The organism is Hyphomonas johnsonii MHS-2 (assembly GCF_000685275.1).
Taxonomy (GTDB): Bacteria; Pseudomonadota; Alphaproteobacteria; order Caulobacterales; family Hyphomonadaceae; genus Hyphomonas; species Hyphomonas johnsonii.
The window spans coordinates 955,339-980,287 of the sequence record NZ_ARYK01000001.1 but is presented as its reverse complement, the minus strand read 5'-3'; the positions used below and the strand labels follow the sequence as shown (position 1 = coordinate 980,287).

Genomic DNA, 24,949 nt, shown 5'->3' with positions numbered 1-24,949 from the left:
CCCTCGGTAAATTGATGGGGGACACAATAGGCGTCGCAGCCAGCAGACAACCCTGCCGCTGCTTTTTGCGGCGTTTGCTCAGGGGTTTCGCCCTGCGCCGGGCAGCGTCAGTTCGGCGCCTTCGGGCCCAGCCCGGAGACGGATGCAGGATCGGGCGTCTTGGGAGTAAATTTGCAGAGGGGCGAAATCACACACCGCCAGCATTCCGGTTTGCGCGCCTTGCAGACATAGCGCCCGTGCAGGATCAGCCAGTGGTGGGCACCTTTCCTGTAGGCGTCCGGAGTTGTCCGCTCCAGGCCCTGTTCGACTTCGTCCGGGGTTTTTCCGGGCGCAAGTCCTGTCCGGTTAGCCACCCTGAAAATATGCGTATCGACGGCGATCGTCGGTTCACCAAATGCCTCGTTGAGAACAACATTTGCCGTCTTGCGACCGACGCCCGGTAGCTGCATCAGCGCTTCGCGCGATCGCGGCACCTCGCCACCGAATGTCTCGTTCAGCATCCGGCTGAGGGCTATGACGTTTTTTGCCTTGTTGCGCCACAGGCCGATCGTCTTGATGTATTGCGCTACGCCCTCTTCGCCGAGTGCGATCATCTTGTCAGGCGTGTCGGCGACCGCGAACAGTTTTTCGGTTGCCCGGTTTACACCGACGTCGGTTGCCTGAGCTGACAGCGCGACCGCGACAACCAGCGTAAACGGGTTGCTGAACCTCAGTTCCGTCTTCGGGTCGGGGCGGTCTTGCGCCAGCGCCTCGTACAGTTCCGCGGCCTTTTGCCGTCCAAAGGTGCGATTCGCGCGTTTCTTCTTGCGGACGGGAGGTGTTGTTGAGACCATGCCCGGACTGTCTAAGTCCGACTGTGCACAACGCAAGACTGTACCAGGATTTCCACGATGGCCGAACAAGGCGATATCATCTATTTTGATGCCGTTCTGACACCCAACCGGTCGATGAGCCAAAGGGCCTTCACGATCGTGATGCTGGTTGTGGGTTGCGTCAGTTTCATCAACGGAATGCTCTTCGCGTCGATGGGCGCGTTGCCTGTCGTCGGCTTCTACGGACTGGACGCACTGGCGATCTATGTCGCTTTTCGCTGGTCATTCCGCCGCCAGCGGGAAGAAACACGCGTCACCGTGTCGGCACGCACCCTGACACTCGAGCACCACAAGGCGGACGGCACGACCAAGCGCGCCGAGATTCCCTCTGCATTCGCGCGGGTGGCGCTTGATGAGCCCCTGCTCCCGTCCAGCTGGCTTCGCATCGAACATGGACGCACCGCCTATGTCATCGGCCGATTTCTCACGCTTCCGGAGCGGAAATCGCTTGCTCAGGCGCTGAGAGCCGCCCTCATCAACGCCAGATCGGAACGCTATCCATCCTAACTGATAAATAATGACGCAGGCGTCATGGTTTTTTAAATCCGGCTATGGTAATTGTAGTTTGCAATTCAACTTGGCTGCCCCGCAGTGGGCAGTATCGGAGGAAAAACCATGGCTGCCGATACAGCACAGTCCATCGAACATCCCGCACTCAAACGTCCGAAGGTGTCGGACCGCGAGCCGCTCCACCCGGGCTACCTCCGGGTCGGGGATCCCGTCCCGCCTGCGTCGTCGCTGGATATCGAGACTTTTGACTTCATCGATCCGGAGATCTGGCGCCAGGGCAAGTATTGGGATCGCCTTGAGCGGTTGCGCAATGAAGACCCGCTTCACTTCACGCCTGACAGCTTCGCCGGACCTTACTGGTCGGTGACCCGCTATGAAGACATCATGGCGATCGATATTGACCATGCCCGCTTCTCGTCGAGCTGGGAACACGGCGGCATCACGCTTGGCCAACCTCTCGAAGACTTCGAAATGCCAATGTTCATCGCCATGGATGAACCGCGTCACGCCGAGCAGCGCCGGACTGTCCAGCCTGCTGTCGCGCCGAACATGCTCAAGGAATACGAATCCCTGATCCGGTCGCGCACGCAGGGCCTGCTCGACTCGATCCCTGTCGGTGAGCCCTTTGATTGGGTCGACCGTGTCTCGATCGAGCTGACCACGATGATGCTGGCGACCCTGTTCGATTATCCGTTCGAGCGCCGGCGCGACCTTACCCGCTGGTCGGACGTCGCAACCAACATGAACAATCCCGACATCTGTCCCGGTGGTGAGGAACAGTGGAAAAGGGAAATGATGGAATGTCTCACCACGTTCATGGGCCTGTTCCAGGAACGCGGCGCGATGCCGGAAAAGAACGATCTTATCAGCCTGCTCGCGCATGGTGAGAAGACCCGCAACATGACACCGATGGAACTGCTCGGAAACGTGATCCTGCTGATTGTCGGCGGTAACGACACGACGCGGAATTCCATGACCGGGTCGGTCTATGCCCTGAACAAGTTCCCGAGCGAGTATGAGAAGCTGAAGGCTGATCCGTCCCTGATCCCCAACATGGTGTCCGAAACGATCCGCTGGCAGACACCGCTGGCCTTCATGCGCCGTACGGCGACCGAAGACGTGGAAATGCACGGCAAGACGATCAAGAAAGGCGACCAGATCGCCATGTGGTATGTCTCCGGCAACCGCGACGAGCGCTTCTGGGACCGTCCGAACGACTATATCATCGATCGCAAGGATGCCCGCCGCCACATTTCGTTCGGCTTCGGCATCCACCGCTGTGTCGGCAATCGCCTCGCCGAGTTGCAGCTGCAGATCCTGTGGCAGGAGATCATGGAGCGCTTCAGCCATATCGAAGTGCTGGACGAACCTTCGCTCACCTCGGGTGCATTCGTGAAGGGCTACACATGGATGCCGGTGATCTGCCATCCGAAGTAATGCGCCTTTGCTGTCCTAGCGCAAAGCCTGATAGACCTCCCGTCGAACCCAGACGGGAGGTTTTTTCATGGATGTTTCCAAGGCCGTAGAACAACGGATATCGACCCGGGCCTTCACGCCTGATGCATTGGACGAGGCGGAGGTCCGCGACTGGCTAGCCAAGGCCCAGCGCGCGCCATCCGGAGGAAACACTCAGCCCTGGCGGGTGATCGTGGTGACCGGAGACGCGCGTGACGAGGTGATCGCCAAGGCCGCGCCGATCCTGCGGGAGAACCATGCAGGCCAGCCAACGGACCGCCCGATTTACCCGAAAGACCTGTGGGAACCGCATGAGGCGCGCCGGCGGCGCGTGGGCGAAATGATGTATGAAGCCCTGGGCATCCCGAAGAGCGACCGTCCGGCCCGGATTGCCTGGTTTTCCAATAATTTCAAGTTCTTCGGTGCGCCTGTCGGCCTGTTCCTGGTGATCGACGAGCGGATGGGACACGGCCAGTGGGGCCACGCGGGCATGTACCTGCAAACGTTGGCCCTGCTGGCGGAAGAACGCGGCTGGGGCACCTGCATGCAGGAGTGCTGGGGTGTGCTGAGGCCCATGCTGAAGGCCCATTTCGAGCTCGGCGAAACAGAAATGGTGTGGTGCGGAATGGCTGTCGGCCATCCAGACCGGTCGCATCCGGTCAACACGCTTCGGGCGGAGCGTGCGAGCGTGGACGAAATCGCGGACCTGCGGGGGTTCTGAGGGGGCGTCAAGGGTGGGGGGCGTGTGCGCCCGGGCCAACTCGCCAGCGCCCGTGGGCGTGGCAAGGGCGTGCCGTGGGCGCCTTCGGGCCGGGCCTGCTGTATTTTCGTCCAATTGCTGCCGCATCGCGATGGTCTGCTGGTTTCATGATCACGCGCCGCGCTGCTCTTTCCGGCCTTCTCGCGCTTCCGCTCGTCCCGAGCGGGTTCGATCAGACTGTCCTGCCATGGCAGACACGGCTGATCCGGGCAGCGCGCAGCCAGATCGGCGTGACGCGCTATTACGACCCCGCCTATGTGAGCCTTGCCTATCCGGACGGGGACGTCCCCCGCGAGCGAGGCGTGTGCACGGATGTCATCGTCCGTGCCTATCGGGATGCCTTCGACCTCGACCTGCAGAGCCTGGTGCACAGGGACATGGCCGCTGCGTTTGCTGTTTATCCGAAGACGTGGGGGCTCAGTCGGCCGGACCGGAACATCGATCACCGGCGGGTTCCCAATCTTGAAACCTATTTCCGCCGGCATGGAACCGAGTTGCCCGTCCCTGCCCGGCTGGCCGACTGGCGCGCAGGAGACCTGTACACGATGCGCCTGGGCGGGAACCTGCCCCATATCGGCATCGTGTCAGACCTGCTGACCCCGATGGGCCACCCTTACATCATCCACAATATCGGACGCGGCACGTCCGAAGATGACGTGCTGGGGCTGTATGACAATGAACGGTGTTTCCGCCTGAAGCCGCCGGGTGCTGGGGCCTAGTCCTCGTCGTCCCAGTCGTCCATTGGGCGATCAGGCGTCCGCGGCTGGGCTGCGAGCCGGATCACCGCCGCCTTGACCGATGCACGGTCGAAGTCGTCTTCCTCTTCAGCGGCTCTTTCAGGCGCACGCAGGTAAGTGAATGCGCTGACGGTTCCCTCATCGTCCTGATCGTCAGCCTCGTCGAGCGCTTCGGAAGCCACTTCGGGTTCAGGCACCTGCCCTGCTTCGCCCTCTGTGATCGCGTTTTCTTCAGCTTCCGGCTCGGCAACGGTCTCGTCAGCCTCGTCCATGTAGTCGGTGACAAAGGAGTCGACGGATTCGACGTCAGCAGAATCCTCGATCAAGGTGTGCTCTTCGTTCAGCGCCTCCTCGTCCGGCATCTGGAAACCGGATGGAATGACGTCCGACAGGAGCCCTTCGGCTTCAAGGTCTGCCTTGCCGGGCAGCGTGTCGAGGCTTTCGAGTCCGAAATGCTCGAGGAATGCGTCAGTCGTGCCATAGGTCATTGGCTGGCCCGGGGTCTTGCGCCGCCCCTTGATCTTGACCCAGCCGGCTTCCATCAGCGTGTCGATGGTCGTCTTGGCGACAGCGACACCACGAACAGCTTCGATCTCGGCGCGTGTCACGGGCTGGCCGTAGGCGATGATGGCGAGTGTTTCGAGCGCGGCCTGGCCGAGGCGCTTTTGCACCTGGCGTTCCTCGACGAAGAGATAGGAAAGGTCCTGCGCTGTCTGGAACCGCCATTTCCCGGCGACCTCGATCAGATTGACGCCTCGTTGCGCATAACTGGCGCGCAGGGCCATCAATACTTCACCTGACTCAACGCCGTGTGGCAGAATTTCGGAAATCTGTTCCGCAGAGAGGGGCTCGCCTGCCGCAAACAGGACAGCTTCGGCGCGCCGGATACCTTCCGACAAGGCTTCGTCCGCGCTGCCCGCAAGGGCCGCTTCCGAACGCTTGTAGGCGAAGGACAGCTGGGCAATCGGGTCCCGCGTCTCTTCAAGTGGTTCATCCGTCATCTGGTACTTCTCAAGCGGTTGCATCTGTGACCTCCCCCGAGGTGGTTCCTGCGTTACGCAGGTAAAGTGGCGCAAAGTGGGCGTCCTGGCGGACATCCATCTCTCCGTCGCGTGTCAGCTCCAGCACAGCAGAAAACACGCTGGCAGTGACTGACCGCGGCGGCAAATCGGCATCGATATCCGTCATGCAGGTGCGGATGTCGTCAAGGCTGGACCATTGGTTCAACTGCGCGCGTAACGCACGCAGGTTGGTACGGGCAAGCTCCAGCGGCAGAACGAACTGCTGCTCGATCCGGTGCGGCGCTGCCTTTTCCTTGCGGTCACGGATCCCGCCGAACGCCTGCGTCAGATCGTATAGCGAGGCCTTGAATTCGGTATGTTTGACAATCCGCGGCTGTTCGGGCCGGCCGCGGAGAAAAATGACATTGTTCAGAATGGGTCCGGCCTCAAGCTCTTTCACCGCGACTCGCATCGCCTCGAGGCGTTTGAGGCGGAACGCCAGCCGCTCTGCCATTTTTTCGCCGCTTGGCTCGTCATCACCCGCCTTTTCAGGTTTGGGCAGCAACAGGCGGGATTTCATGAAAGCCAGCCAGGACGCCATCAGCAGGTAGTCGGCCGCGAGATCGATCCGCTTTGACTTGGCGTCCTCGATAAACCCCAGGTACTGGACCGCCAGATCGAGGATCGAGAGATGGAGCAAGTCCACTTTCTGGCGCCGGGCCAGTTCAAGCAGCAGGTGCAACGGCCCTTCATAGCCGTCGACGTCGACGCGGAAGATGTCTTCCGCTTCGGCGTCCTGCGCGTCAGCCGACAGCGCGTCGATGGAGATGACCTCGGGCGTCATGCGACCGCCCGGAAGTTTGGAAACAGCTCGTCGAAACGGGCCCACCCGGCCGCGACATCGAAGGGCTTCTCGCTGGCCGCCATTGCTTCTGCGCGCTCAGCGCGTGCCAGCGGCTTTCCGGCCAGGACCGGCGCCGCCTCAGCGACTTCGCGCATTTCGGAGAGGATGTCGTCCGGCGCTTTCAGGAAGCCCGAGCAATGCAGCAGCACGTCACAGCCGGCCGCAATCGCGCCATGCGCGCGGTCGGTCAGGCTTCCGCCGAGTGCTTTCATCCCCAGGTCATCCGTCATCAGCAGGCCATCAAATCCGATTCGCTCGCGAATGACCCCCTGAATCAGCTTTGGCGACAGTGTTGCCGCCACACCGGCGTCAATTGCGTCATAGGAAATATGGGCCGTCATCGCCATCGGCGCGTCAGCGAGCCGGGCAAAGGCGTCGAAATCCTTCGCCAGTTCGGCCTCGCCTGCGGTGACCCGCGGCAATTCGAGGTGGCTGTCCGCCATGGACCGGCCATGCCCGGGTATGTGCTTGATTACGCCCGCAACACCGCCGTCGGCGAGGCCGTTCAGGGCCGCGCCCGCGAGCGCGGCAACGGTCTCGGGATCGTTGCCGAATGCCCGGTCGCCAATGATGTCGTGCGCGCCCGGGACCGGCAGGTCGACGACAGGCGCACAATCGGCATGGATCGCCATGGCACTGAGTTCGGCAGCGATCAGGCGATGCCCCAGCCAAGCCGCTTCCAGACCGCGTTCGCGATCCTGCCGGTAGAGGATGGAATAGTCTTCGCCGCGAGGAAACAGTGGCCATTCCGGCGCCTTGAGGCGGGCCACACGGCCACCTTCCTGATCGATGAAGACGAGACAGGGTCGACCGACGGCGTCCCAGATCGAATCAACGAGCTGGCGGACCTGCACCCTGGACACGCAAGACCGGCCCATGAGGATCACGCCCCAGGGCGTGTGCGCTGACAATAGCGCCCGCTCGTCGGGTGTGAGCTCCGGTCCGGAGACGCTGAGGATACAGGCTTTGATCACTATCCGGTCACCACAATGCAATTTTCGCCGGAAGCCTTCAGGGCATCGCAGAAGGCTGTTGCCTCTGATCTCTCGGCAAATGAGCCGACGCGCAAGCGGTAAAAGACACCCTTCGCACCAAGATCAGCACGCTGGATATGTTTTCCGGACCCGCGATACAGGTCCGGTCGTTCGCTGGCAGCCTTGCGCCAGGCCGATTCGGCGGCCTCTTCGGAGCGGAACGCCGCGATCTGCACGAGGAACGCCCCGTCTGCGCTAAACGCAAACTGCTGGTCAGTGATCGTGGGCGTCATGTTCAAGGTGCGCGTTGGCGTCGGCACGGTCGATGCCGCCGCAATTGCAATGTCCTCATCCGATTCGGCGGGCCGGCGGTCGAGATCAGCCAGTTCACGCACCTGGTCGGCCACATCAAGCGGCATGCCGTTATCGGGGTCGGTGCCGGCAGCCGCGGACGAATCCAGGCCCGGGCGCAGCTCTATTGGCGGCCCACCCTGCAGCATATCGCTCGGTCCGCCTGCAATATCGGAGGTGTCGCTGGCAGGCCGGTTCGATGCGTCCATCTGGTCGTAGAACCGCTTGTCGGTATCAGGAACCGCGACGCCGCCCCGGTCTTCGGGTGTCCGCTTGTAGGGCTGGGCGTCGGCGATCACGCTGGGGATGCCTGCGCTACTGCTCCGGACACCCTGGCGATAGGTGTTCCAGACGACTGCGCCGAACACCAGCAGGACGCCAATCGCCAGGGCCAGGATGAGCGGTCCGCGCGCCGTTTCATCGTCGCGGATCTCGAATCCCCGGTAATCATCGTCAAATGGAGCGTAGTTGCCGCTTCCTGTGCGAGATTTGCCCATGGAATATTTCCCTCAGAATTATGTCGTGAGGTTAATATTAGAGGGCGTTTCGTTAATGACGCTTGAAGATTACAGCCGTTTTGCAGTGCGCAGCAGGCGCCGTTGCTTAACAACTGCCAAGCATCGGGCGGGTTTCAATGGAGTCCTGACGGGTCGAACAGGCGGCGATGTTCTTCGATGGCGAACGAATCGGTCATTCCCGCGATGTAATCGCACACGATGCGGGCCCTGCGGGCACCGATCACCTGTGTCGCGTCCTGGCGCCAGGGATCCGGCAGGGTTTCCGGCTCAGCCAGGAAGATGTCGAACAGGTCCGCGAGGATCCGCTTGGCCTGGCTGCGCATCCGGTTGACCTTGTAATGCTTGTACATGCGCTCGTGCAGGAATGCCCTGAGCGGGCGCTGGCGGGCCTCAAGTTCCGGCGAGAAGGCCACCAGCGGCTCGGTCAATGCGCGCACCTCTGCGGCACTGGCAGGCCGTTGCAGCTGGATCCGGCGCGTTGTCTCGCCAATCAGGTCATTGATCCAGATGCCGATCAGGCGCCGGACGGCCTCGTAGGTCACCATCCGGTCGGTGAGGTGAGGGTATTCAAGCTGCACGCCGCGAAATGCGTCGCCGACCACCGGGATGCCCATCAGGTCCTCGATGACGAACAAGCCGGACGCGATTCCGTCATCGATGTCATGGTTGTTGTACGCAATGTCGTCAGCCAGCGCGGCGACCTGGGCCTCGGGTCCGGCGAACTGGTCCGGCTCGAGGTCCGCCAGGTAGGGAAAGTCGCGGAAAGCGGCAGGAAGGCTGGATATGGGCGTGTCCGGGCCGGTCACGGGGCCATTGTGCTTCACGAGGCCCTCGAGCATTTCCCAGCTGAGATTGAGCCCTTCGAAGTTCGGGTAGCGCACTTCCAGCTTGGTGACGATTCGCAGCGTCTGGGCGTTATGGTCGAAGCCGTCATAGCCCTTCATGCAGGCGTCGAGCTGGTCTTCGCCGGCATGGCCGAACGGGGGATGGCCGAGGTCGTGGGCAAGCGCCAGCGCTTCGGCTAGGTCTTCGTCCAGGTGCAGGGTGCGTGCGACGCTGCGGGCAATCTGCGCCACTTCCAGAGAATGGGTCAGCCTTGTGCGGTAATGATCGCCCTCGTGGGCCACAAACACCTGTGTTTTCTGCTTCAGCCTGCGGAAAGCGGTGGAGTGAACGATCCTGTCGCGGTCACGCTGAAACGGCGTGCGCGTGGCCGATGGCGCCTCGGAAAAGAAACGGCCCCGACTGTCTTCGAAGCGCGTCGCAAACACTGCTCTCTTTTCCATTGGCCAATTAGTCCCTATCTTGTGTGGTATGAGTACCCTTACAGCCCCTGATGTGACCCTGTCGGCCTCCGCTGCCAAGCGGATTAACGCGATTCTGGCGAAAGAAGGCGGCGCAGCCTTCCTGCGCGTGGCGGTTGAGGGCGGCGGATGTTCCGGCTTTTCCTACAAGTTCGACTTTGCCGACGCCGCCAACCCTGACGACGTGGTGATCGAACGCGATGGCGCAAACGTCCTGATTGACGAAATGAGCCTCGAATTCCTGCACGGCGCGGAGATCGATTTCTCGACCGAACTGATCGGAGCGGCCTTCAGGATCAACAACCCGAACGCAACGGCCGGGTGCGGTTGCGGAACCAGCTTTTCGGTCTGACCTGACGTAACGTCGATCTCGCATGTTTCCCGGCTCGGGCTTAGGGTGTCTTCCGAGGAGGACGCCCCATGCCTAAAGCGAAACCGTTCCGGATCGAGGTTCCTGACGCCAAGATCGAGGCGATCCGGGAACGCGTCGAAAACTACACGTGGTTTCCGGCGCCCGCCAATGAGCAGGGCTTTGCCTATGGCATGTCCACGCCGGTGATGAAGGACCTGCAGCGCTACTGGCTTAGCGGCTATGACTGGCGCACTGCCGAGACCGACCTGAACCGCTATCCCAGCTACAAGGCCGACGTCGACGGCCTGGAAATCCATTTCATCCACGTCGTGGGAGAGGCCGGCGGGTCGCGGCCCCTGTTGCTGACTCATGGCTGGCCCGGATCGTTCTACGAATTCTGGGAAGCGGTCGGCCCCCTCGCCTTTCCGAGCAAGCATGGCGGCAAGGCGGAAGATGCGTTCGATCTCGTTATCCCCTCACTTCCCGGTTACGGTTTTTCCGAAAAGCCGGCATCTCCCCTCGGCCAGCGGGCGACAGCGAAGCTGTGGAACACGCTGATGCAGGACGTGCTCGGCTATGAGACCTACCTGGCCCAGGGCGGCGATTGGGGCGGGCTGGTCACGTCCTGGATTGGACTCGATCATGGCACGGTCGACGGCAAGGGAGGCTGCAAGGCCATCCACCTGAACATGATCGGCTTCCGGCCATCGGCCGCGACTCCACCAAACAAGGAAGAGGTCAACTGGCTGACAGAGCGGCAGGCCGCGATGCAAACCGGTGGTGCCTACTTCATGGAACAGGCGACAAAGCCGCAGACGCTGGCCATGGCCCTGATGGATTCGCCGATGGGAACAGCCGCCTGGATCATCGAGAAATTCCATGGCTGGTCAGACCTCAAGGACGGCGACCTGTTCAGTGTCTACAGCAAGGACCAACTGTTGACGAACGTGATGATCTATCTGGTCAATGACGCGATCGCGACTAGCGTCTGGTACTACAATGCCTTCCTGCAGGAGGGCGGACTCGAATTGCCGGAGGGTGTCCGTTGCGAGACGCCGACGGCATTTGCCAACTTTCCGGGCGAGGAGATTTATGCGGCGCCGCCGCGCACATGGTGCGACCGCGCCTATAATATCACCCGGTGGACAGACATGCCGCGCGGCGGTCATTTCGCTGCGATGGAAGCGCCGGACCTGTTTGTGGAAGACGTGCGGGCCTGGGCCCGAGAAGCCGGTTAGGCAGTTGAGCCGGCGCGCAGGTCGTTGCCGACATTCTGCAGCACGGCATTGACGAACTTGGCCTCGGTCTCGTCAAAGAAATCGTATGCCAGTGAGACATATTCATCGAGAATGACCGCGTTCGACAATTCCTGATGCGCAATGAATTCGGCCGCGCCGGCGCGAAGAATGGCGCGCGTTGTCGCGTCGAGGCGGGTGAGTTTCCACCCGTCAGCCAGCCGGGCGAGGATCGCGGTATCAATGGCGGCCTGATGTTCGATGACGGCATTCAGGATGGCCTTGAACAGGTCGGGATCGGCTTCTTCGACTGGCTGTTCGTCCGGGCCGATGCCGAGGCGATCTTCCATGAAGGCGCGGATCGTCGCCTTGGCAGACTTTTCCGTCTGTTCCATTTCATAGAGAGCCTGCACAGCGGCCAGCCGTGCGCCTGCCCTGCGGGCACGGATGACTTCGAAAGGTATTTTCTGCTGGCTCAACCGATGAGTTCCTTGCGGAACTTGATCATGGCAAGGCAGGCTTCTGCCGCATCCTTGCCCTTGTTCTTCTGCTTGCGGTCGGCGCGCACCCAGGCCTGGTCCTCGTTCTCGACCGTCAGGATACCGTAACCGATCGCCTGGCGACGCTGCACGATGAGGTCCATCAGGCCGCGAGCGCTTTCGCCGCAGACATAGTCATAGTGGGATGTCTCACCGCGGATGACGCAGCCGAGTGCCACAGCGCCGTCAAATCGGCCACTATCGGCCGCCATGGCGATGAGGCCGGGCAATTCGAAAGCGCCGGGCACTTCCATGACCGTTACCTTGGCGCCGGCGGCTTTCAGCGCTTCCATTGCGCCAAGCTCCAACTCGTCGCTGATATGCTTGTAGTATCGCGAAATAGCGATGAGTACGCGGTCCGCCATCAGTTGGTCTCCTCGTTCAAACGGCGCCAGCCCTCTATGGTCAGGCCGTATCCGTCAAGCCCTGCAACGCGGGTGGGCTGCGTATCGGACAGGAAGATCATCTTGCGGACGCCGAGTTCGCGCAAAATCTGAGCACCGATACCGTATTCGCGCAGGGGCGCCGAGGGATCGCGGGGGGTTTCGGACTTCAGCCCGAGGCGTTGGGCCAGCGCGTTGGGGTGCATGGTATTGACGAAGACGATGACACCTGGCGCTTCGGCCTCGGCAATGATGCGCATCGCCTTTTCAACGAGTCCCTGGCGTGGACCGGTCTCTCCAAGGATATCCGACAGCACATCGGGTTGATGCACCCGCACGATCGTCGTCGAATCCGGTTTGATTTCACCGTGAACGACCGCGAGGTACTCGGAATTGTCGAGCGCATTTCGGAAGCAGACCGTCTTGAAGCCGTCCCCATAGGTCGAATTCAGGACAGACTCGACGCGGCGCTCAAGGAAGCGGTCGTTCTCGCGGCGCCAATGGATCAGGTCCGCAATCGTGCCGATCTTCAGGTTGTGGAACTGCGAGAATGCAACGAGGTCCGGCAAGCGGGCCATGGAACCGTCATCTTTCATGACCTCGCAGATCACGCCGGCCGGGTAGAGGCCCGCCATGCGCGAGATATCGACCGCCGCTTCAGTGTGCCCGGCGCGCACGAGCGTGCCGCCTTCCTTCGCGATCAGCGGGAAGACGTGCCCCGGAGAGACAATGTCATCGTGGTCAGCAGTGGGATCGATGGCGACTGCGATAGTGCGGGCGCGATCATGCGCGGAAATACCGGTGGTGACACCCTCTTTTGCCTCGATCGAGACGGTGAAGGCAGTCTGCATGCTCTCCCGGTTGTTGCGGGTCATCGGATCCAGGTTGAGCGTACGGGCACGCTCCGGGGTCATTGCGAGGCAGATCAGGCCGCGCCCATGACGGGCCATGAAATTGACATGCTCCGGCGTCGCAAAATTTGCCGGGATGATCAGGTCTCCCTCGTTCTCGCGGTCGTCGGCGTCGACAAGTATGAACATGCGGCCGTTGCGGGCCTCTTCGATGATTTCGTCGATAGAAGAAATCGCGTGCTGGAATTCGTCAGACATTGTGGGAGGGCCCTTCCGGCGCGTCGGCGCCCATCATGCGCGCCACATAGCGTGCCAGCATGTCGATCTCAAGGTTGACGCGGGAACCGGCTGACAATTCCGAAAGGGTCGTGACGTTCCACGTGTGGGGAATGATCGCCAGCTGGAAATCACCATTCGGAAGAGCGGCAGCGACGGTCAGCGAAACGCCGTTGATCGCGGCCGAGCCCTTGGTTGCGAAATAGCGTGCGATGGCAGCGGGCGGACGAATGGTGAGACGCCAGCTCTGGCCCTCCGGCTCGATCGAGACCACCTCGCCCACACCGTCGACATGGCCAAACACGAAGTGGCCACCCAGCTCGTCGCCCAGCTTCAGGCTTTGTTCGAGGTTGACGCGCGAGCCGACGGTCCATTCACCGAGGACGGTCTTCGACAGGGTTTCCGGAACGGCCTCGACGGCGAACCATGCGCCGCGATCCCCTGGCCCCCTGTCGACAACCGTCAGGCAGACGCCTGCGTGGAGGATTGACGCCCCCATCGCGATGGCGTCCAGCGGGTAGCCGCTTTCGACTTCGAACCGTGTCAGACCATTGCGGACTTCCGCGCGGCGGACCGTTCCGACATCCGTGACGAGACCTGTGAACATCCGGCTAGGCTTTCCTGCTGGGACTTATGCTAATTTCGAACATAAGTATCCAGAACGTCATCTCCAATCCGTTCCGTTGCGACAGGGCGCCAGCGTGACGCACCGGCAAGATCGGACAGGCCGAGGCTCCCGAGGGCTGGCAGGCCGTCTCCCCCGATCAGGATCGGGGCGCGGAACCAGGCAATTTCATCGACGAGACCCGCCCGGACAAACGACGCCGCGAGCGTACCACCGCCTTCAAGGAGAATGGTGCTTATGCCCTCCACCTCGGCCCGTTGCACGAACGCATTGGCGTCGACCCGGATACCGTTGCCGCATTTCCAGATGGCGACACCGCTCGCTGCAAGGATGTCCTGCGGCTGGCCTGCCGTGACCACGACGACCGGGCCCGCCGACAGGGACTGGACCAGCCGCGAATTCTTCGGTGTGCGGCCAGAGGAATCGGCCACGATTCGGATGGGTTGGGTCTTGGGCATCGGCACGGTGCGGGCGGTCAGCAGCGGGTCGTCAGCCAGGACTGTCCCTATGCCGACAAGGACAGCGTCGTGGGCCGCCCGCAATTCGTGGGCGCGTGCACGCGAACCGCTGGAGGTGATCCATTGGCTGGTGCCATCCGACAGGGCGATGCGCGCATCAAGCGACGTAGCGATCTTGAGGGTAATCCTCACGCCACTCATGTGTCCTCGAAATCTTCTTCTTCGAGGGCCGTCTTCTCGATGAACTGCGCGAAGTCACTCGGGTCCTTGAAGTCACGGTAGACGCTTGCGTAGCGGACGTACCCGACCGGATCGACACGCTTGAGCGCCTCCATCACGAGTTCGCCGACTTCCGACGATTGCACTTCCGGTTCGCCACCGCTTTCCAGCTTGCGCACGATTCCCGAAACCATCTGGTCGATCCGGTCACGATCAACCGGCCGCTTCCTGACGGCGATGGATATCGAGCGGGACAGCTTGTCACGCTCGAACACGGACCGCTTGCCGTCGCGCTTGATTACGACGATCTCGCGCAACTGCACGCGCTCGAAGGTTGTGAAGCGGGCACCGCAACTTTCGCACACGCGGCGGCGCCGGACGACCGTATCGTCCTCGGCGGACCGGCTGTCTTTGACTGCTGTGTTTTCGGAGCCGCAGAATGGACAACGCAAGATGGATCAGGCTCCAAGACCGTTATAGATTGGGAACTGCGCCGTCAGCGCCTTCACTTCCGCGCGGACCTTGTCCTCGGTGGATGAACTTTCGCCGCCGGCCACCGCGTCCATGATCTCGCAGATCCACTGGCCGACCTGGGTGAATTCCGCTTCGCCAAAGCCGCGTGTCGTGGCCGCCGGCGAGCCGACACGGATGCCGCTGGTGATGGTCGGCTTTTGCGGATCGAACGGCACGCCATTCTTGTTGCAGGTGATGTAGGCGCGTTCCAGCGCCTGCTCTGCATCGCGCCCCGTGACGTTCTTCGGCCGCAGGTCGATCAGGGCCAGGTGCGTATCCGTGCCGCCGGAGACGACATCGAGCCCGCCCGCCTTGCAGGCCGCTGCGAGGGCTTGCGCGTTGGCAATGACCCGTGCGGCGTAGGTCTTGAACTCAGGCGTCAGGGCTTCACCGAATGCAACAGCCTTGGCGGCGATCACATGCATCAGCGGGCCGCCCTGGATGCCCGGGAAGATGGCCGAGTTGATCTTCTTGGCGATCGCTTCGTCATTGGTCAGGATCATGCCACCGCGTGGCCCGCGCAGGGTCTTGTGCGTCGTGGTCGTGGCGATGTGCGCATGGTCCAGCGGGTTCGGGTGGGCGCCGCCTGCGACGAGACCTGCGAAGTGAGCCATGTCGACGAGGAAGATCGCGCCGACTTCGTCAGCGATATCGCGAAACTTCTTGAAGTCGATCTGGCGCGGGTAAGCCGATCCCCCTGCAATGATCATCTGCGGACGATGCGCCTTGGCGAGTCGTTCGACTTCGACGAAATCAATCCGGTCGTCTTCGCGGCGCACGCCATACTGAACCGCATTGAACCATTTTCCGGACTGGTTGGGCTTGGCGCCATGTGTGAGGTGACCACCTGCATCGAGGCTCATGCCGAGGATCGTGTCGCCCGGCTTGATCATTGCCTGGAACACGCCCTGGTTGGCCTGGCTGCCCGAATTCGGCTGCACGTTGGCAAAACCACAATTGAACAGCGCCTTCGCACGCTCGATTGCCAGGTTTTCCGCAATATCAACGAACTCGCAGCCACCGTAGTAACGCCGGCCCGGATAGCCTTCTGCATACTTGTTCGTCAGGATCGATCCCTGCGCTTCCAGCACTGCGCGTGAGACGATATTCTCGGAGGCAATCAGCTCGATCTGTTGCTGCTGGCGCGAGCCTTCCTTTTCAATGGCTGCGAACAGTTCCGGATCCCGATCGGCCAATGACTGCGTGAAAAAGCCGCCCGTATCGAACTGCGCCGGAATTGCCGTATCCGCCATGAGAATCTCCTAATGTCAGGGTAATTAGGTCTTTACGCCGCCCACGGTCGGCCCGCAACCACGACCATCGGTTCTTCTTCCAATGAATCACTTGCCTCAATCTTGCAGTCCTGTATCAAATATTGCGGGGAATTACTTGGATTTATATGGTAACTCGATTTGTCGAGTTCTGTTTTCTTGGTAGAGACACTTCGGTTACAGCAAACATGCGCGGTATGAAATGAGCGAGATAGACGACACGGACGTATTGCAAATGACTGCGGAGATCGTGTCGTCTTTCGTTGCAAACAATACAGTTGCAGCTGACGGGCTGGCGGACCTCATCAAGTCGGTTCATCTCACAATTGCAGAACTGTCAGGCGGCGCGCCCGCGGCAGTTGAAAAGCCGGAACCCGCTGTATCCATTGCAAAATCTGTCACGCCTGAATACCTGATCTGCCTGGAAGACGGTCGCAAGCTGAAGATGCTCAAGCGCTATCTCAGGTCACGCTACGACCTGACACCGGAAGAATATCGCACGCGCTGGGGCTTGCCGGCGGAATATCCCATGGTCGCGCCCAACTACGCAAAACTGCGGTCCCAGCACGCCAAGGACATTGGACTCGGCAAGAAAAAGTAGAAACCGGTAAAGTATTCAAAGCAGTCCGGTGAAACAGACCCGACTCAGGCCGCCTGCTCCAGCCCGAGTTGTTTCCAGACCGCGAGAATGGCGGCGACGAGCTCATCCATCATCACTTCGTCATGTACCGGGCTCGGCGTGAACCGCAGACGCTCCGTGCCGCGCGGGACGGTCGGATAGTTGATCGGCTGGACATAGATACCGAAATCGAAAAGCAGGGTATCGGACAACGCCTTGCAGCGCTCCGGGTCGCCCACGAGAAGCGGAACAATATGGGATGGCGAAGGCATGACCGGCAGGCCCGCGTCCATGAATTTCTGCTTCAGGAGCGCCGCTTTCGACTGATGGTCTGCGCGAAGGCGCCTGCCCTCGTCGGTGCGCAACTTGGCCACGCTGGCCAGCGCACCGGCGGCCATGACCGGACATGTCGACGTCGTGAATATGAAACCGGACGCCATCGACCGGATGGAATCAATGACTGTCGTATGGCTGGCGATGTAGCCGCCCATCACGCCGTATGCCTTGCCGAGCGTGCCTTCGATAATGTCGATCCGGTCTGCCAGGCCGAGCATTTCCGCCACGCCCGCCCCGTTCTTGCCATAGAGGCCCACGGCGTGGACTTCGTCGAGATAGGTCAGCGCGTTGAATTCATCGGCCAGATCGCAAATCTCTTCCATGCGTCCGAAATCGCCATCCATTGAATAGACGCTTTCGAATGCGATCAACTTTGGACGCGCCGGGTCATCCAGCTCGAGGAGCGCTCGCAGGTGATCGATGTCATTGTGCTTGAATATCCGCCGCTCAGCGCCGGAGCGCCGGATGCCTTCAATCATCGACGCATGATTGAGGGAGTCGGAATAGATGATCACGTCAGGCAGGATACGTCCAAGCGTCGAAAGCGTCGCTTCATTGGAGACGTAGCCCGATGTGAACAACAGGGCGCCCTCTTTACCGTGCAGGTCCGCCAATTCCTTTTCCAGCTCGACATGATACCGCGTCGTGCCCGAGATGTTGCGCGTGCCGCCGGACCCGGCCCCAAAACTGTCGATGGCTTCGTGCATGGCGTTGGCGACGTCATCGTCCTGCCCCATGCCCAGATAATCGTTGGAACACCAGATCGTGACCTCGCGTTCGCCGTCTTCAAAGCGCGCAGTCGCTTTCGGGAAACGTCCGCGGTGCCGGTGAAGGTCGATGAAGACGCGATAGCGACCTTCGCCGTGAATCTCGCCGAGCGCGTCTTCAAATGCCTTAAGATGTTTCATGACTGACGACTGCCTTTACAATATCTGGCGTCTAGTTAAGCCCGCGGGCGCAAAAAGGTAACCTCCAACCCGCCCACAGGATGATTTTGTCGCATCCTGACAGACACCCTAGGAATCATAACCGGGCGACTGGCGATCCAGCCGGCGCAGCAGCGCAGGCCAGGCCAGGCGGTTGGCCAGCACTTTCGTGCCTTCCGGGTTGCTTTGGCCCTTGACGACATCCTGAACGTCCTGTGGCGCGACAATCACGCCATCCCGTCCGGCCGAAAGCGCCCGGACCTGCATCGTGCACGCCCGCTCGAGGAAGAACATCCGCAGGAAGGTTTCGGCTGCCGTGCCACCGACGGACATGGTGCCGTGATTGTAGAGCAGCATCGTGCTCTTCTTGCCGAGATCCGCCACAAGGCGTTCGCGTTCGCCGAGGTCCAGCGCGACGCCTTCATAGTCGTGGTAGGCGAGGTCATGGCGCACCAGCATGGACGTCTGGCTGAGCGGCATCAGGCCTTCCTTCTGGCACGAGACAGCGACGCCATCATCGGTGTGGAGATGCATCACCACATGTGCATCGTCGCGCGCCGCGTGCACGGCCGAGTGGATCGTGAAGCCGGCCGGATTGATGAAATACTCGGTTTCCTGGATCACGTTACCTTCAAGATCGACCTTGACGAGGGACGACGCGGTAATCTCCTCGAACAGCATGCCATAGGGATTGATCAGGAAGTGATGTTCCGGGCCGGGCACACGATGGGAAATATGGGTGAAGATCATGTCGTCCCACCCGTACAGCGCGACGAGCCGGTACATCGCTGCCAGATCAACGCGCGCCTGCCACTCTTCCGCGGAAACCGAATTGCGAACCTGAATGTCCTGTGCGCCGTCTGCCATCTGTCTATCCTCCATTGGTTCACCAAAACTAACGGATTACGGCCCGCGATGCCAGTCAAACTTGACACCCGCGTCACCAAACCGCTGATTCACGCGACAGCCCGCGGTGTAACGGAGGGGAAATCCTTGACGGCGCGTCCAACGCCGTCGACATGTGGGCGTGATGACACTGCCCCGCCTTTCATTCTATGCCTCGAAGCGCCCGGAAGCCCAGGCCGCGCTTCCGGACCTGCGGCGTCGCTATGGCCAGGTGCCCGAACAGGATGCTGACGTGATCGTCGCAATCGGCGGCGACGGCGCCATGCTCGACACGCTGCGCCGGCGGTTCGACGACAACAAGCCGGTCTACGGCATGCACCGCGGCACGGTCGGCTTCCTGATGAATGACTACAGCGAAGATGACCTGATCGAACGCATCGATACCGCGACGAAGGCCACGCTCGTGCCGCTCAGCATGGAAGCCAGGGACATCAAGGGCAAGGTGCACAAGGGCCTGGCCATCAATGAAGTATCCCTGATCCGGCAGACTGCCCAGTCGGCACGCCTGAAGATCACGGTGGACGGCCGCGTCCGGATGGAGGAGCTGACCTGCGACGGCGTGATGGTGGCGACGCCTGCCGGTTCGACGGCGTATAACCTGTCGGCGCACGGGCCAATCCTGCCGATCGGGGCCAACCTGCTGGCCCTGACTCCCGTCAGCGCGTTTCGTCCACGGCGCTGGAAGGGGGCGCTGCTGCGCCACGATGCCGTCGTGGACATTGACGTCATTGCGCCCGACCGACGGCCTGTCGCGGCGGCCGCCGACAACCAAGAGGTCCGCGACATCGTCAGCGTGCGAGTACAGGAAGACAGCGCGCAGCGCCTGACGATGCTGTTCGATCCGGGCCATGCGCTCGATGAACGCATCCTGCGGGAACAGTTCGCTTTCTGAGGGCCAAAGCCGTTTGTCAGCAGAATTTTAAGGCTTACGATTTAGGAAGTCCCTGTAAACAAAGGGACGACCGATGTTCAGGAAACTCCTTGGCAAGATCCTGCCCGACGGCCGTTCGGTCGACAGCAATGCCAACCAGGCCCAGACGCCCGATATCTCGCGGGTGATCAAGATCCACAAGCCTGTCGCCCCTGTTGAAGACGAGGCAGAAACGGTGCTCGACGCCGATGCGCTTGCCTCAAAGGCGGAAGCAGCGATGGATTCGCTCGCCGGACAGTTCGAGACCTGGATGTCCATGGACCTTGGGCGCCTGATCGCGGCCTGGCAGGCAGCGCAGGAATCCGAAAGCGATCCGGAATGCTATCGCGCGCTTTTCACGGCCGCCCACAATATTCGGGGCGCGGCGCCGTCCTACGGCTATCCGGCAATATCCCGGCTCTGCGGATCGCTTTGCACCCTGCTTGAAGACACACGCCCGGGCGAGAATTCCGCGCTGATAAACCTGCATATCGAGGCCTGCCGGGCCGCATTCGGGTCCGTCGGGCGCGGTGAGTCTGCGCAATCGGTTGCCGACGCGGTGTGCGACGCGCTCGAGCGCCGGGTCGCGGTTGCCGCAAACGCCGCAGGCAACTGACCTAGACGTTCACGCGCGACAGGAGCTCGATCGTCTGCCCGTACCCGGCTTCCTCAGGGATGATGAGGCAGGCCTGCCCCGTCTCGTCCTTGCCCACCCTGGGCAGGACGCTGACGACGGGCTCTCTGGCATAGCGGCTTGCCGCATCGGCGACTGACGTCGCCCGTGCCAGCTTTCGCAAGTTCATGCGCGTCGGGAAGATGATCGTGGCCTTGCCTTCCAGTTCCAAATCCAGCGCCTCGTCCGCACCGAGCCACACGGCATCGGTTGTCTCGCGTCCGTCGTGCGCAGCGATCTGCTCAGGCGGCGCTGGCGCGAGATAGAAGTGTGTATCGAAACGCTTCGGCATCATTTCCGGCGTGATCCAGTGGCCAAAATGGACGAGGCTGTCGAGCGCAAGGACGAGTTCGTGCTGCCGGATCAGTTCCAGGAAACTCTCTTCGCGGCGATCAACAGGGCCCCGGTGAGGTGCCAACCGGGAGGAAATGTCCGGGCCGACCAGCGGTGCACCGGGGCCGCGATTGGCAACATGGCGGGCCAGCAACAAACCCGATTCCTCAAAGGCTTCCCTGACGGCTGCGATGCGCGCATCCTGCTGGACCGGGCCGAAATCCCCGTCTGTGAAAGCATCCCAGCCCGACTCTGAATCTTCCTCGCTGGCCTTGCCACCCGGAAAGACGAGCGCCCCGGCCGCAAAATCGATCTCGTAATGCCGCTTGACCATCAGGACCTGGGGCGCCGCCTGACCATCCCGGATGATCAGAACGGTCGCCGACAGGCGCGGTTCGGAGGGGGCATTGGTCATCTTGGTAACCTCGATTGATCAAATTTCAGAAAAATAGGTCTGACTGTCTGCGCGTGATCTTCAACTGTGGCCGTTAGGGAAGGCAAGACATATCACTGCTGAAAGGACACCGGACCCGTATGCGCCAGGTTCACTCACCGCTCGACCATCAAAGCCGCCTGTCCCCTGCCCCGGCTTTCCGCTTCCACCAGGTCGTGCACCTGCTCAGCGGCGATCCGCTCGGCCAGATCTGCGAATCGCCTGTCCAGTTCGAGGAACGCGCGGCATTCGGCCCTGTCACAGGCAACCTGCCGGATTCGAACCCTGCCAAATGGCTGTCCGACCAGCTGGTCCGCGTGGCCTCGGCCACTCACGGCCAGTCGATTGGCCATCGTCCGATCCTCGTACCGGCGCCACTGGCAGCCCTGGCGCACTCCAACACGGCGGTCGCGTGTGATGCTGCCATCCGGCGCACTTCGCTCTGCCAGCAGGAAATCTGTCTTGAATTCGCTGACGCAGCCTTTGCCGGCGGCGTGACCGACTATGTCAGCCGCGTCGGTTTGCTGCGCCGCCACGGTTTCCGGATCGCGATCGACATGCGCCGGTCTTGGCAAACACCGATGAATGACGCCCTGCGCCTGCTGGTCGACACGATTCGGATCGACGCGCGTGCGATCGACACCAATCCGGACCTGGTGGAAATTGTGGAAGTCGCTGATGCTTCGGGCATCCTGATCGTCGCGGAACATGCGCACTGGCGCGACGGCGAATACCTCGCAGACCTCGGCATCCATGCAGCGAGTCGGCCCAAGGCAGACGCCTAAGCGGCGTCGAACGCCTCGTCGCGGTCTTCCTTGCTCGCGATCTCGGAATAATAGTCGAGCTTGTCGAGCAAGTACTCGAGGTCTTCTTTCGGGATAGCCTGGAACTGCGTCAACACACGCTCGATCATGCGCGCCCGGAAGCGGGCGCGGTCGTTCGGGCCACCATCGTGGCTGGTTTCGTGGAATACATTCACGGCGGCACGGAACGCCGGCAGCATTTTGCGCGGCAGGCCGGCCCGGTCGAACACGGCTTGCAGCCCCAGTGGGCCGGCATCGTGAATCATCAGCCAGACCCGTTGGTGCCCGACACCTGACAGTTCCGCCAGCGCATGTTCCACGAACGGCATCTGCCCGCAGCACAGGGCCCGCATGATAAGCGAATGGCTGAGCCGGCCGTTGAGGTTCAACTGAGAGACAAAGCGCGGCAGGTCGTGCGTGCGCCCGGATTGTTCCACCAGGTCGATGGTCGCCCGCTCTCGCGCACTGCCTGCCAGGTCGATCGCCATCTGGGCGGGCAGCTCATGGCGGTTGACCAGGAGGTCGAACAATTGCCCGGATACCAGCGAGACCATCTTCTCGGCGATATGGGTCGGTATATATTCCCGCTTGATGAGGCCCGACTGGACCACTTCGTCGCTGCCGAAGCGCCGCAGCGTGTCGTCGAAGGCCTTGTCGCTGAATTCTGCGCCCTCATTGGCCGACAGCACCTGGACAGCCTCGATCGCGCCATGCTCCGAAATCACCTCGGTCAGCGTGATCGAAAGAGACTCGCGATTGGCGATGGCAGCCTGCTTGGCGGCCGTGACAGCGAGAACCAGTTCAATCAGGTCCTCGTCCGTGAAGACAGGTGAATCCTGGAGCACCGGGATTGCGACTGCTTCGATGTCCTGGGCAAGCTTGAGGGCAATTTCGCGGGGCAACACAGGGGAATTGCGCAGCGTGACCGCAAGGGTGCGCCGAACCAGGTCTGCCGAGTCTTCGGCGAGGATCGCCATGATTTCATCAGCAAACGCTTTCTCGCGGTCGCTCAGCACATCGAGCGCTATGCGCCGGCACACCCGGTGCGCAACGGACGCGCGCTGCTCCGGCGTGTCGCCCCGCATCAGGCGCTCGATGTCCTGTTCGGTCAATTGCGGACGGATGCTCTGCACGCTCATTGAATCGGTTCCTTGGAGATTCGTTTTGATCAACTTCGCCGAGCCCGGTTAACACAGCGTTTACCAGAAGGGCAGCGGCCAGCTGAAACGAAAGGCGCCGGACCTCGGTTTGAGGCCCGGCGCGAAACCGTTTGGAATGGGCTGTCAGGCCCTATTCGTCGTCTTCCTTGAGAAGTTCTTCCCGGGAGACGGTCTTGTCGGTCACTTTTGCGATCCCGAGGATGTAGTCGACGACCTTTTCCTCGTAGATCGGCGCACGCAGCTGCGCCAGGGCTTCGGGATTCTTCTGGAAGAATTCAACAACCTGCCGCTCCTGGCCCGGATACTGGCGGGCCTCTGCGATCAGCGCCTGGTTCACTTCCTGCTCGGTGATCCGGACATCGGCTGTGCGGCCGATTTCCGCGAGAACCAGTCCCAGACGCACACGGCGCTCGGAGATCTTGCGGTACTCGTCCTTCAGCTCGTCTTCCGACTTCGCCTTGTCTTCATCGGACACACGGCCGGCATCCATTTCGGTCTGCAGCTGCTGCCAGATCTGGCCGAACTCCTGCTCCACCATGTTGGGTGGCAGGTCAAAGTCATGCGCATCGTCCAGCTTGTCCAGCAGGTCGCGCTTGGCCTTGGCACGTGAGGCACTGGCGAATTCGGCTTTCAACTGGTCGCGCACGAGGCCGTTCAGCTGTTCGAGGTCGTCAAGGCCGAGCCCCTTGGCGAATTCATCGTCGATCTCGGGCGTCTTCGGGGCGCGCACTTCGTGGACCGTGACGTCGAACACGGCTTCCTTGCCGGCCAGGTCAGCGGACGGGTAATCTTCCGGGAAGGTCACGACGAGTTCTTTCTCTTCGCCTGTCTTCACGCCAACGAGCTGTTCTTCGAAGCCCGGGATGAACCGGTTCGACCCGAGTACGATGGACTGCTGTTCGGCTGCGCCGCCTTCAAATGGCACGCCGTCGACCTTGCCGACGAAATCGACGACAACCGCGTCGCCATCCTTGGCTTTCGCCGTCTTGCCACGTGGCTCGTATTTCAGGTTCTGCTCGGCGATGCGGGCAAGAGCGTCTTCCACCTGCGCATCTTCGATCTCAGCGACCGGCCGGGTGACTTCAATCTCTTCAATGTTCACCGGGGTGAATTCCGGCATCACGTCGACATGCATGTGGTAGGAGAGGTCTGCCTCGCCCTTCACGATCGATTCAATGTCCGTTTCGAGGTGGACATTGGGCTGGCCAGCGGGCCGAAGTTCGTTTTCTTCAAGGGCTTTCTGGTTGGTCTCATCGACCAGCTTGTTGACCAGTTCGCCCATCAGGTCGCGGCCGAACATCTTGCGCACATGGGCGGCCGGCACCTTGCCCGGACGGAACCCCTTGAGCTTCATTTGCGGCCGGATTTCCTCAATCCGGGCGTCCAGCTTCGCCTTCAGCTCGGTTGCCGAGACCTTCACTTCGAACGTGCGGCTAAGACCTTCTGCCTTGGTCTGGGTAACTTCCATGGGTGTGTCATCCGTTTTTCTGGGGTCGCGAGGCAAAAACGCACGCGGTAGGCTATTGATACCTGTCTGAAGGCGCGGCTTATGTCATAGCACAAAGCGCCTGTCCACGCAGACTATGCGACAGATGCAGCGTCCAATTGACCATGGTGCGGATGAGAGGACTCGAACCTCCACGCCTTGCGGCGCTGGAACCTAAATCCAGTGCGTCTACCAGTTCCGCCACATCCGCGCTGGCAGGTTCCTACGCGAGCGGCCCGGCCGCATCAACCGGAAA

At 61.4% G+C, this 24,949-nt stretch carries 28 protein-coding genes and 1 tRNA gene; 10 read left to right on the top strand and 19 right to left on the bottom strand.

Features of this window, described 5'->3' with window-relative positions; translation table 11 throughout:
• Window positions 1-107: 107 nt before the first annotated feature.
• A complete protein-coding gene (nth, locus tag HJO_RS04630) occupies window positions 108-833 on the bottom strand; it encodes an endonuclease III (protein WP_035613924.1) in 726 nt (241 codons plus the stop codon).
• A 57-nt stretch (window positions 834-890) separates the two neighbouring features.
• Between nth and HJO_RS04625 the strand changes: the two genes are divergently transcribed.
• From HJO_RS04625 to HJO_RS04610, 4 genes are all read left to right on the top strand, one after another.
• The gene (locus HJO_RS04625) at window positions 891-1,379 is read left to right on the top strand and encodes a DUF2244 domain-containing protein (protein ID WP_051618190.1); all 489 of its coding nucleotides are present in this window, start codon (window positions 891-893) and stop codon (window positions 1,377-1,379) included.
• 108 nt (window positions 1,380-1,487) lie between these two features.
• Window positions 1,488-2,819, top strand: a complete 1,332-nt coding sequence (locus HJO_RS04620) for a cytochrome P450 (RefSeq protein WP_164473934.1) — start codon at window positions 1,488-1,490, stop codon at window positions 2,817-2,819.
• 67 nt (window positions 2,820-2,886) lie between these two features.
• Window positions 2,887-3,558, top strand: coding sequence for a nitroreductase (locus HJO_RS04615; protein WP_035613921.1), 672 nt, complete (start codon window positions 2,887-2,889; stop codon window positions 3,556-3,558).
• 146 nt (window positions 3,559-3,704) lie between these two features.
• Window positions 3,705-4,316, top strand: coding sequence for a DUF1287 domain-containing protein (locus HJO_RS04610; protein ID WP_035613918.1), 612 nt, complete (start codon window positions 3,705-3,707; stop codon window positions 4,314-4,316).
• Here the strand turns inward: HJO_RS04610 and scpB are convergent.
• The 5 genes from scpB to HJO_RS04585 all read right to left on the bottom strand — a co-directional run bounded on the left by scpB (window position 4,313) and on the right by HJO_RS04585 (window position 9,368).
• The gene (gene scpB / locus HJO_RS04605; RefSeq protein ID WP_241764660.1) at window positions 4,313-5,335 is read right to left on the bottom strand and encodes an SMC-Scp complex subunit ScpB; all 1,023 of its coding nucleotides are present in this window, start codon (window positions 5,333-5,335) and stop codon (window positions 4,313-4,315) included. The two genes, HJO_RS04610 and scpB, sit on opposite strands and share 4 nt — an antisense overlap.
• A gap of 10 nt (window positions 5,336-5,345) precedes the next feature.
• Window positions 5,346-6,179, bottom strand: coding sequence for a segregation and condensation protein A (locus HJO_RS04600; protein ID WP_051618188.1), 834 nt, complete (start codon window positions 6,177-6,179; stop codon window positions 5,346-5,348).
• Complete coding sequence (gene nagZ / locus HJO_RS04595; protein ID WP_035614530.1) at window positions 6,176-7,216, bottom strand: beta-N-acetylhexosaminidase; 1,041 nt, start codon at window positions 7,214-7,216, stop codon at window positions 6,176-6,178. The genes HJO_RS04600 and nagZ overlap by 4 nt, the downstream gene beginning before the upstream one ends.
• Window positions 7,213-8,061, bottom strand: coding sequence for an SPOR domain-containing protein (locus tag HJO_RS04590; RefSeq protein WP_035613915.1), 849 nt, complete (start codon window positions 8,059-8,061; stop codon window positions 7,213-7,215). Before HJO_RS04590 ends, nagZ begins: the two co-directional genes overlap by 4 nt.
• 134 nt (window positions 8,062-8,195) lie before the next feature.
• A complete protein-coding gene (locus tag HJO_RS04585) occupies window positions 8,196-9,368 on the bottom strand; it encodes a deoxyguanosinetriphosphate triphosphohydrolase (protein WP_035613913.1) in 1,173 nt (390 codons plus the stop codon).
• A 28-nt stretch (window positions 9,369-9,396) separates the two neighbouring features.
• Between HJO_RS04585 and erpA the strand changes: the two genes are divergently transcribed.
• Window positions 9,397-9,738 (top strand): iron-sulfur cluster insertion protein ErpA, encoded by a 342-nt coding sequence (gene erpA, locus HJO_RS04580; RefSeq protein WP_035613910.1) that lies wholly within the window; start codon window positions 9,397-9,399, stop codon window positions 9,736-9,738.
• 68 nt (window positions 9,739-9,806) lie between these two features.
• Window positions 9,807-10,976 carry an epoxide hydrolase family protein gene (locus tag HJO_RS04575; RefSeq protein WP_035613907.1) on the top strand — a complete coding sequence of 390 codons (1,170 nt, stop codon included), beginning with the start codon at window positions 9,807-9,809 and terminating at the stop codon, window positions 10,974-10,976.
• Here the strand turns inward: HJO_RS04575 and nusB are convergent.
• From nusB to glyA, 7 genes are read right to left on the bottom strand one after another with little or no spacing between them, the layout of a single operon-like run.
• Window positions 10,973-11,452: a transcription antitermination factor NusB gene (nusB, locus tag HJO_RS04570; protein ID WP_035613904.1), complete on the bottom strand. Its 480-nt coding sequence runs from the start codon at window positions 11,450-11,452 to the stop codon at window positions 10,973-10,975. The two genes, HJO_RS04575 and nusB, sit on opposite strands and share 4 nt — an antisense overlap.
• Entirely contained in the window at window positions 11,449-11,877 is a 429-nt protein-coding gene (ribH, locus tag HJO_RS04565) for a 6,7-dimethyl-8-ribityllumazine synthase (RefSeq protein WP_035613901.1), read from the bottom strand. The genes nusB and ribH overlap by 4 nt, the downstream gene beginning before the upstream one ends.
• On the bottom strand, window positions 11,877-13,004 hold the full coding sequence (gene ribB / locus HJO_RS04560) for a 3,4-dihydroxy-2-butanone-4-phosphate synthase (RefSeq protein ID WP_035613899.1): 1,128 nt from the start codon (window positions 13,002-13,004) through the stop codon (window positions 11,877-11,879). Before ribB ends, ribH begins: the two co-directional genes overlap by 1 nt.
• Window positions 12,997-13,629 carry a riboflavin synthase gene (locus HJO_RS04555; protein ID WP_035613896.1) on the bottom strand — a complete coding sequence of 211 codons (633 nt, stop codon included), beginning with the start codon at window positions 13,627-13,629 and terminating at the stop codon, window positions 12,997-12,999. Before HJO_RS04555 ends, ribB begins: the two co-directional genes overlap by 8 nt.
• A 29-nt stretch (window positions 13,630-13,658) precedes the next feature.
• Entirely contained in the window at window positions 13,659-14,306 is a 648-nt protein-coding gene (locus HJO_RS04550; RefSeq protein WP_035613894.1) for a RibD family protein, read from the bottom strand.
• Window positions 14,303-14,776, bottom strand: coding sequence for a transcriptional regulator NrdR (gene nrdR, locus HJO_RS04545; protein WP_035613892.1), 474 nt, complete (start codon window positions 14,774-14,776; stop codon window positions 14,303-14,305). Before nrdR ends, HJO_RS04550 begins: the two co-directional genes overlap by 4 nt.
• 6 nt (window positions 14,777-14,782) lie before the next feature.
• Window positions 14,783-16,090: a serine hydroxymethyltransferase gene (gene glyA, locus HJO_RS04540; protein ID WP_051618186.1), complete on the bottom strand. Its 1,308-nt coding sequence runs from the start codon at window positions 16,088-16,090 to the stop codon at window positions 14,783-14,785.
• Window positions 16,091-16,310: 220 nt separating this feature from the next.
• Between glyA and HJO_RS04535 the strand changes: the two genes are divergently transcribed.
• Window positions 16,311-16,709 carry a Ros/MucR family transcriptional regulator gene (locus HJO_RS04535; RefSeq protein WP_035613890.1) on the top strand — a complete coding sequence of 133 codons (399 nt, stop codon included), beginning with the start codon at window positions 16,311-16,313 and terminating at the stop codon, window positions 16,707-16,709.
• 44 nt (window positions 16,710-16,753) lie between these two features.
• Here the strand turns inward: HJO_RS04535 and hemA are convergent, their stop codons facing one another.
• Entirely contained in the window at window positions 16,754-17,971 is a 1,218-nt protein-coding gene (hemA, locus tag HJO_RS04530) for a 5-aminolevulinate synthase (protein ID WP_035613888.1), read from the bottom strand.
• A gap of 108 nt (window positions 17,972-18,079) precedes the next feature.
• Entirely contained in the window at window positions 18,080-18,856 is a 777-nt protein-coding gene (locus HJO_RS04525; RefSeq protein ID WP_035613886.1) for a class II aldolase/adducin family protein, read from the bottom strand.
• A 163-nt stretch (window positions 18,857-19,019) separates the two neighbouring features.
• On the opposite strand from HJO_RS04525, the gene HJO_RS04520 reads away from it, so the two are divergent.
• Both HJO_RS04520 and HJO_RS04515 read left to right on the top strand, forming a co-directional pair.
• Window positions 19,020-19,787, top strand: coding sequence for an NAD kinase (locus HJO_RS04520; protein WP_035614526.1), 768 nt, complete (start codon window positions 19,020-19,022; stop codon window positions 19,785-19,787).
• Window positions 19,788-19,860: 73 nt separating this feature from the next.
• Window positions 19,861-20,421, top strand: coding sequence for an Hpt domain-containing protein (locus HJO_RS04515; RefSeq protein WP_035613884.1), 561 nt, complete (start codon window positions 19,861-19,863; stop codon window positions 20,419-20,421).
• 1 nt (window position 20,422) lies between these two features.
• Here HJO_RS04515 and HJO_RS04510 read toward each other — a convergent pair whose 3' ends face one another.
• Window positions 20,423-21,226: an NUDIX hydrolase gene (locus HJO_RS04510; protein ID WP_035613882.1), complete on the bottom strand. Its 804-nt coding sequence runs from the start codon at window positions 21,224-21,226 to the stop codon at window positions 20,423-20,425.
• A gap of 119 nt (window positions 21,227-21,345) precedes the next feature.
• Here HJO_RS04510 and HJO_RS04505 point away from each other — a divergent pair, with 119 nt between their 5' ends.
• The gene (locus HJO_RS04505) at window positions 21,346-22,029 is read left to right on the top strand and encodes an EAL domain-containing protein (RefSeq protein WP_035613880.1); all 684 of its coding nucleotides are present in this window, start codon (window positions 21,346-21,348) and stop codon (window positions 22,027-22,029) included.
• Here the strand turns inward: HJO_RS04505 and spbR are convergent.
• From spbR to HJO_RS04490, 3 genes are all read right to left on the bottom strand, one after another.
• Complete coding sequence (gene spbR / locus HJO_RS04500) at window positions 22,026-23,186, bottom strand: SpbR family protein (protein WP_035613877.1); 1,161 nt, start codon at window positions 23,184-23,186, stop codon at window positions 22,026-22,028. The genes HJO_RS04505 and spbR overlap by 4 nt on opposite strands.
• A 151-nt stretch (window positions 23,187-23,337) precedes the next feature.
• A complete protein-coding gene (tig, locus tag HJO_RS04495; RefSeq protein WP_035613876.1) occupies window positions 23,338-24,675 on the bottom strand; it encodes a trigger factor in 1,338 nt (445 codons plus the stop codon).
• A gap of 144 nt (window positions 24,676-24,819) precedes the next feature.
• Window positions 24,820-24,904, bottom strand: a tRNA-Leu gene (locus tag HJO_RS04490).
• Window positions 24,905-24,949 lie beyond the last annotated feature (45 nt).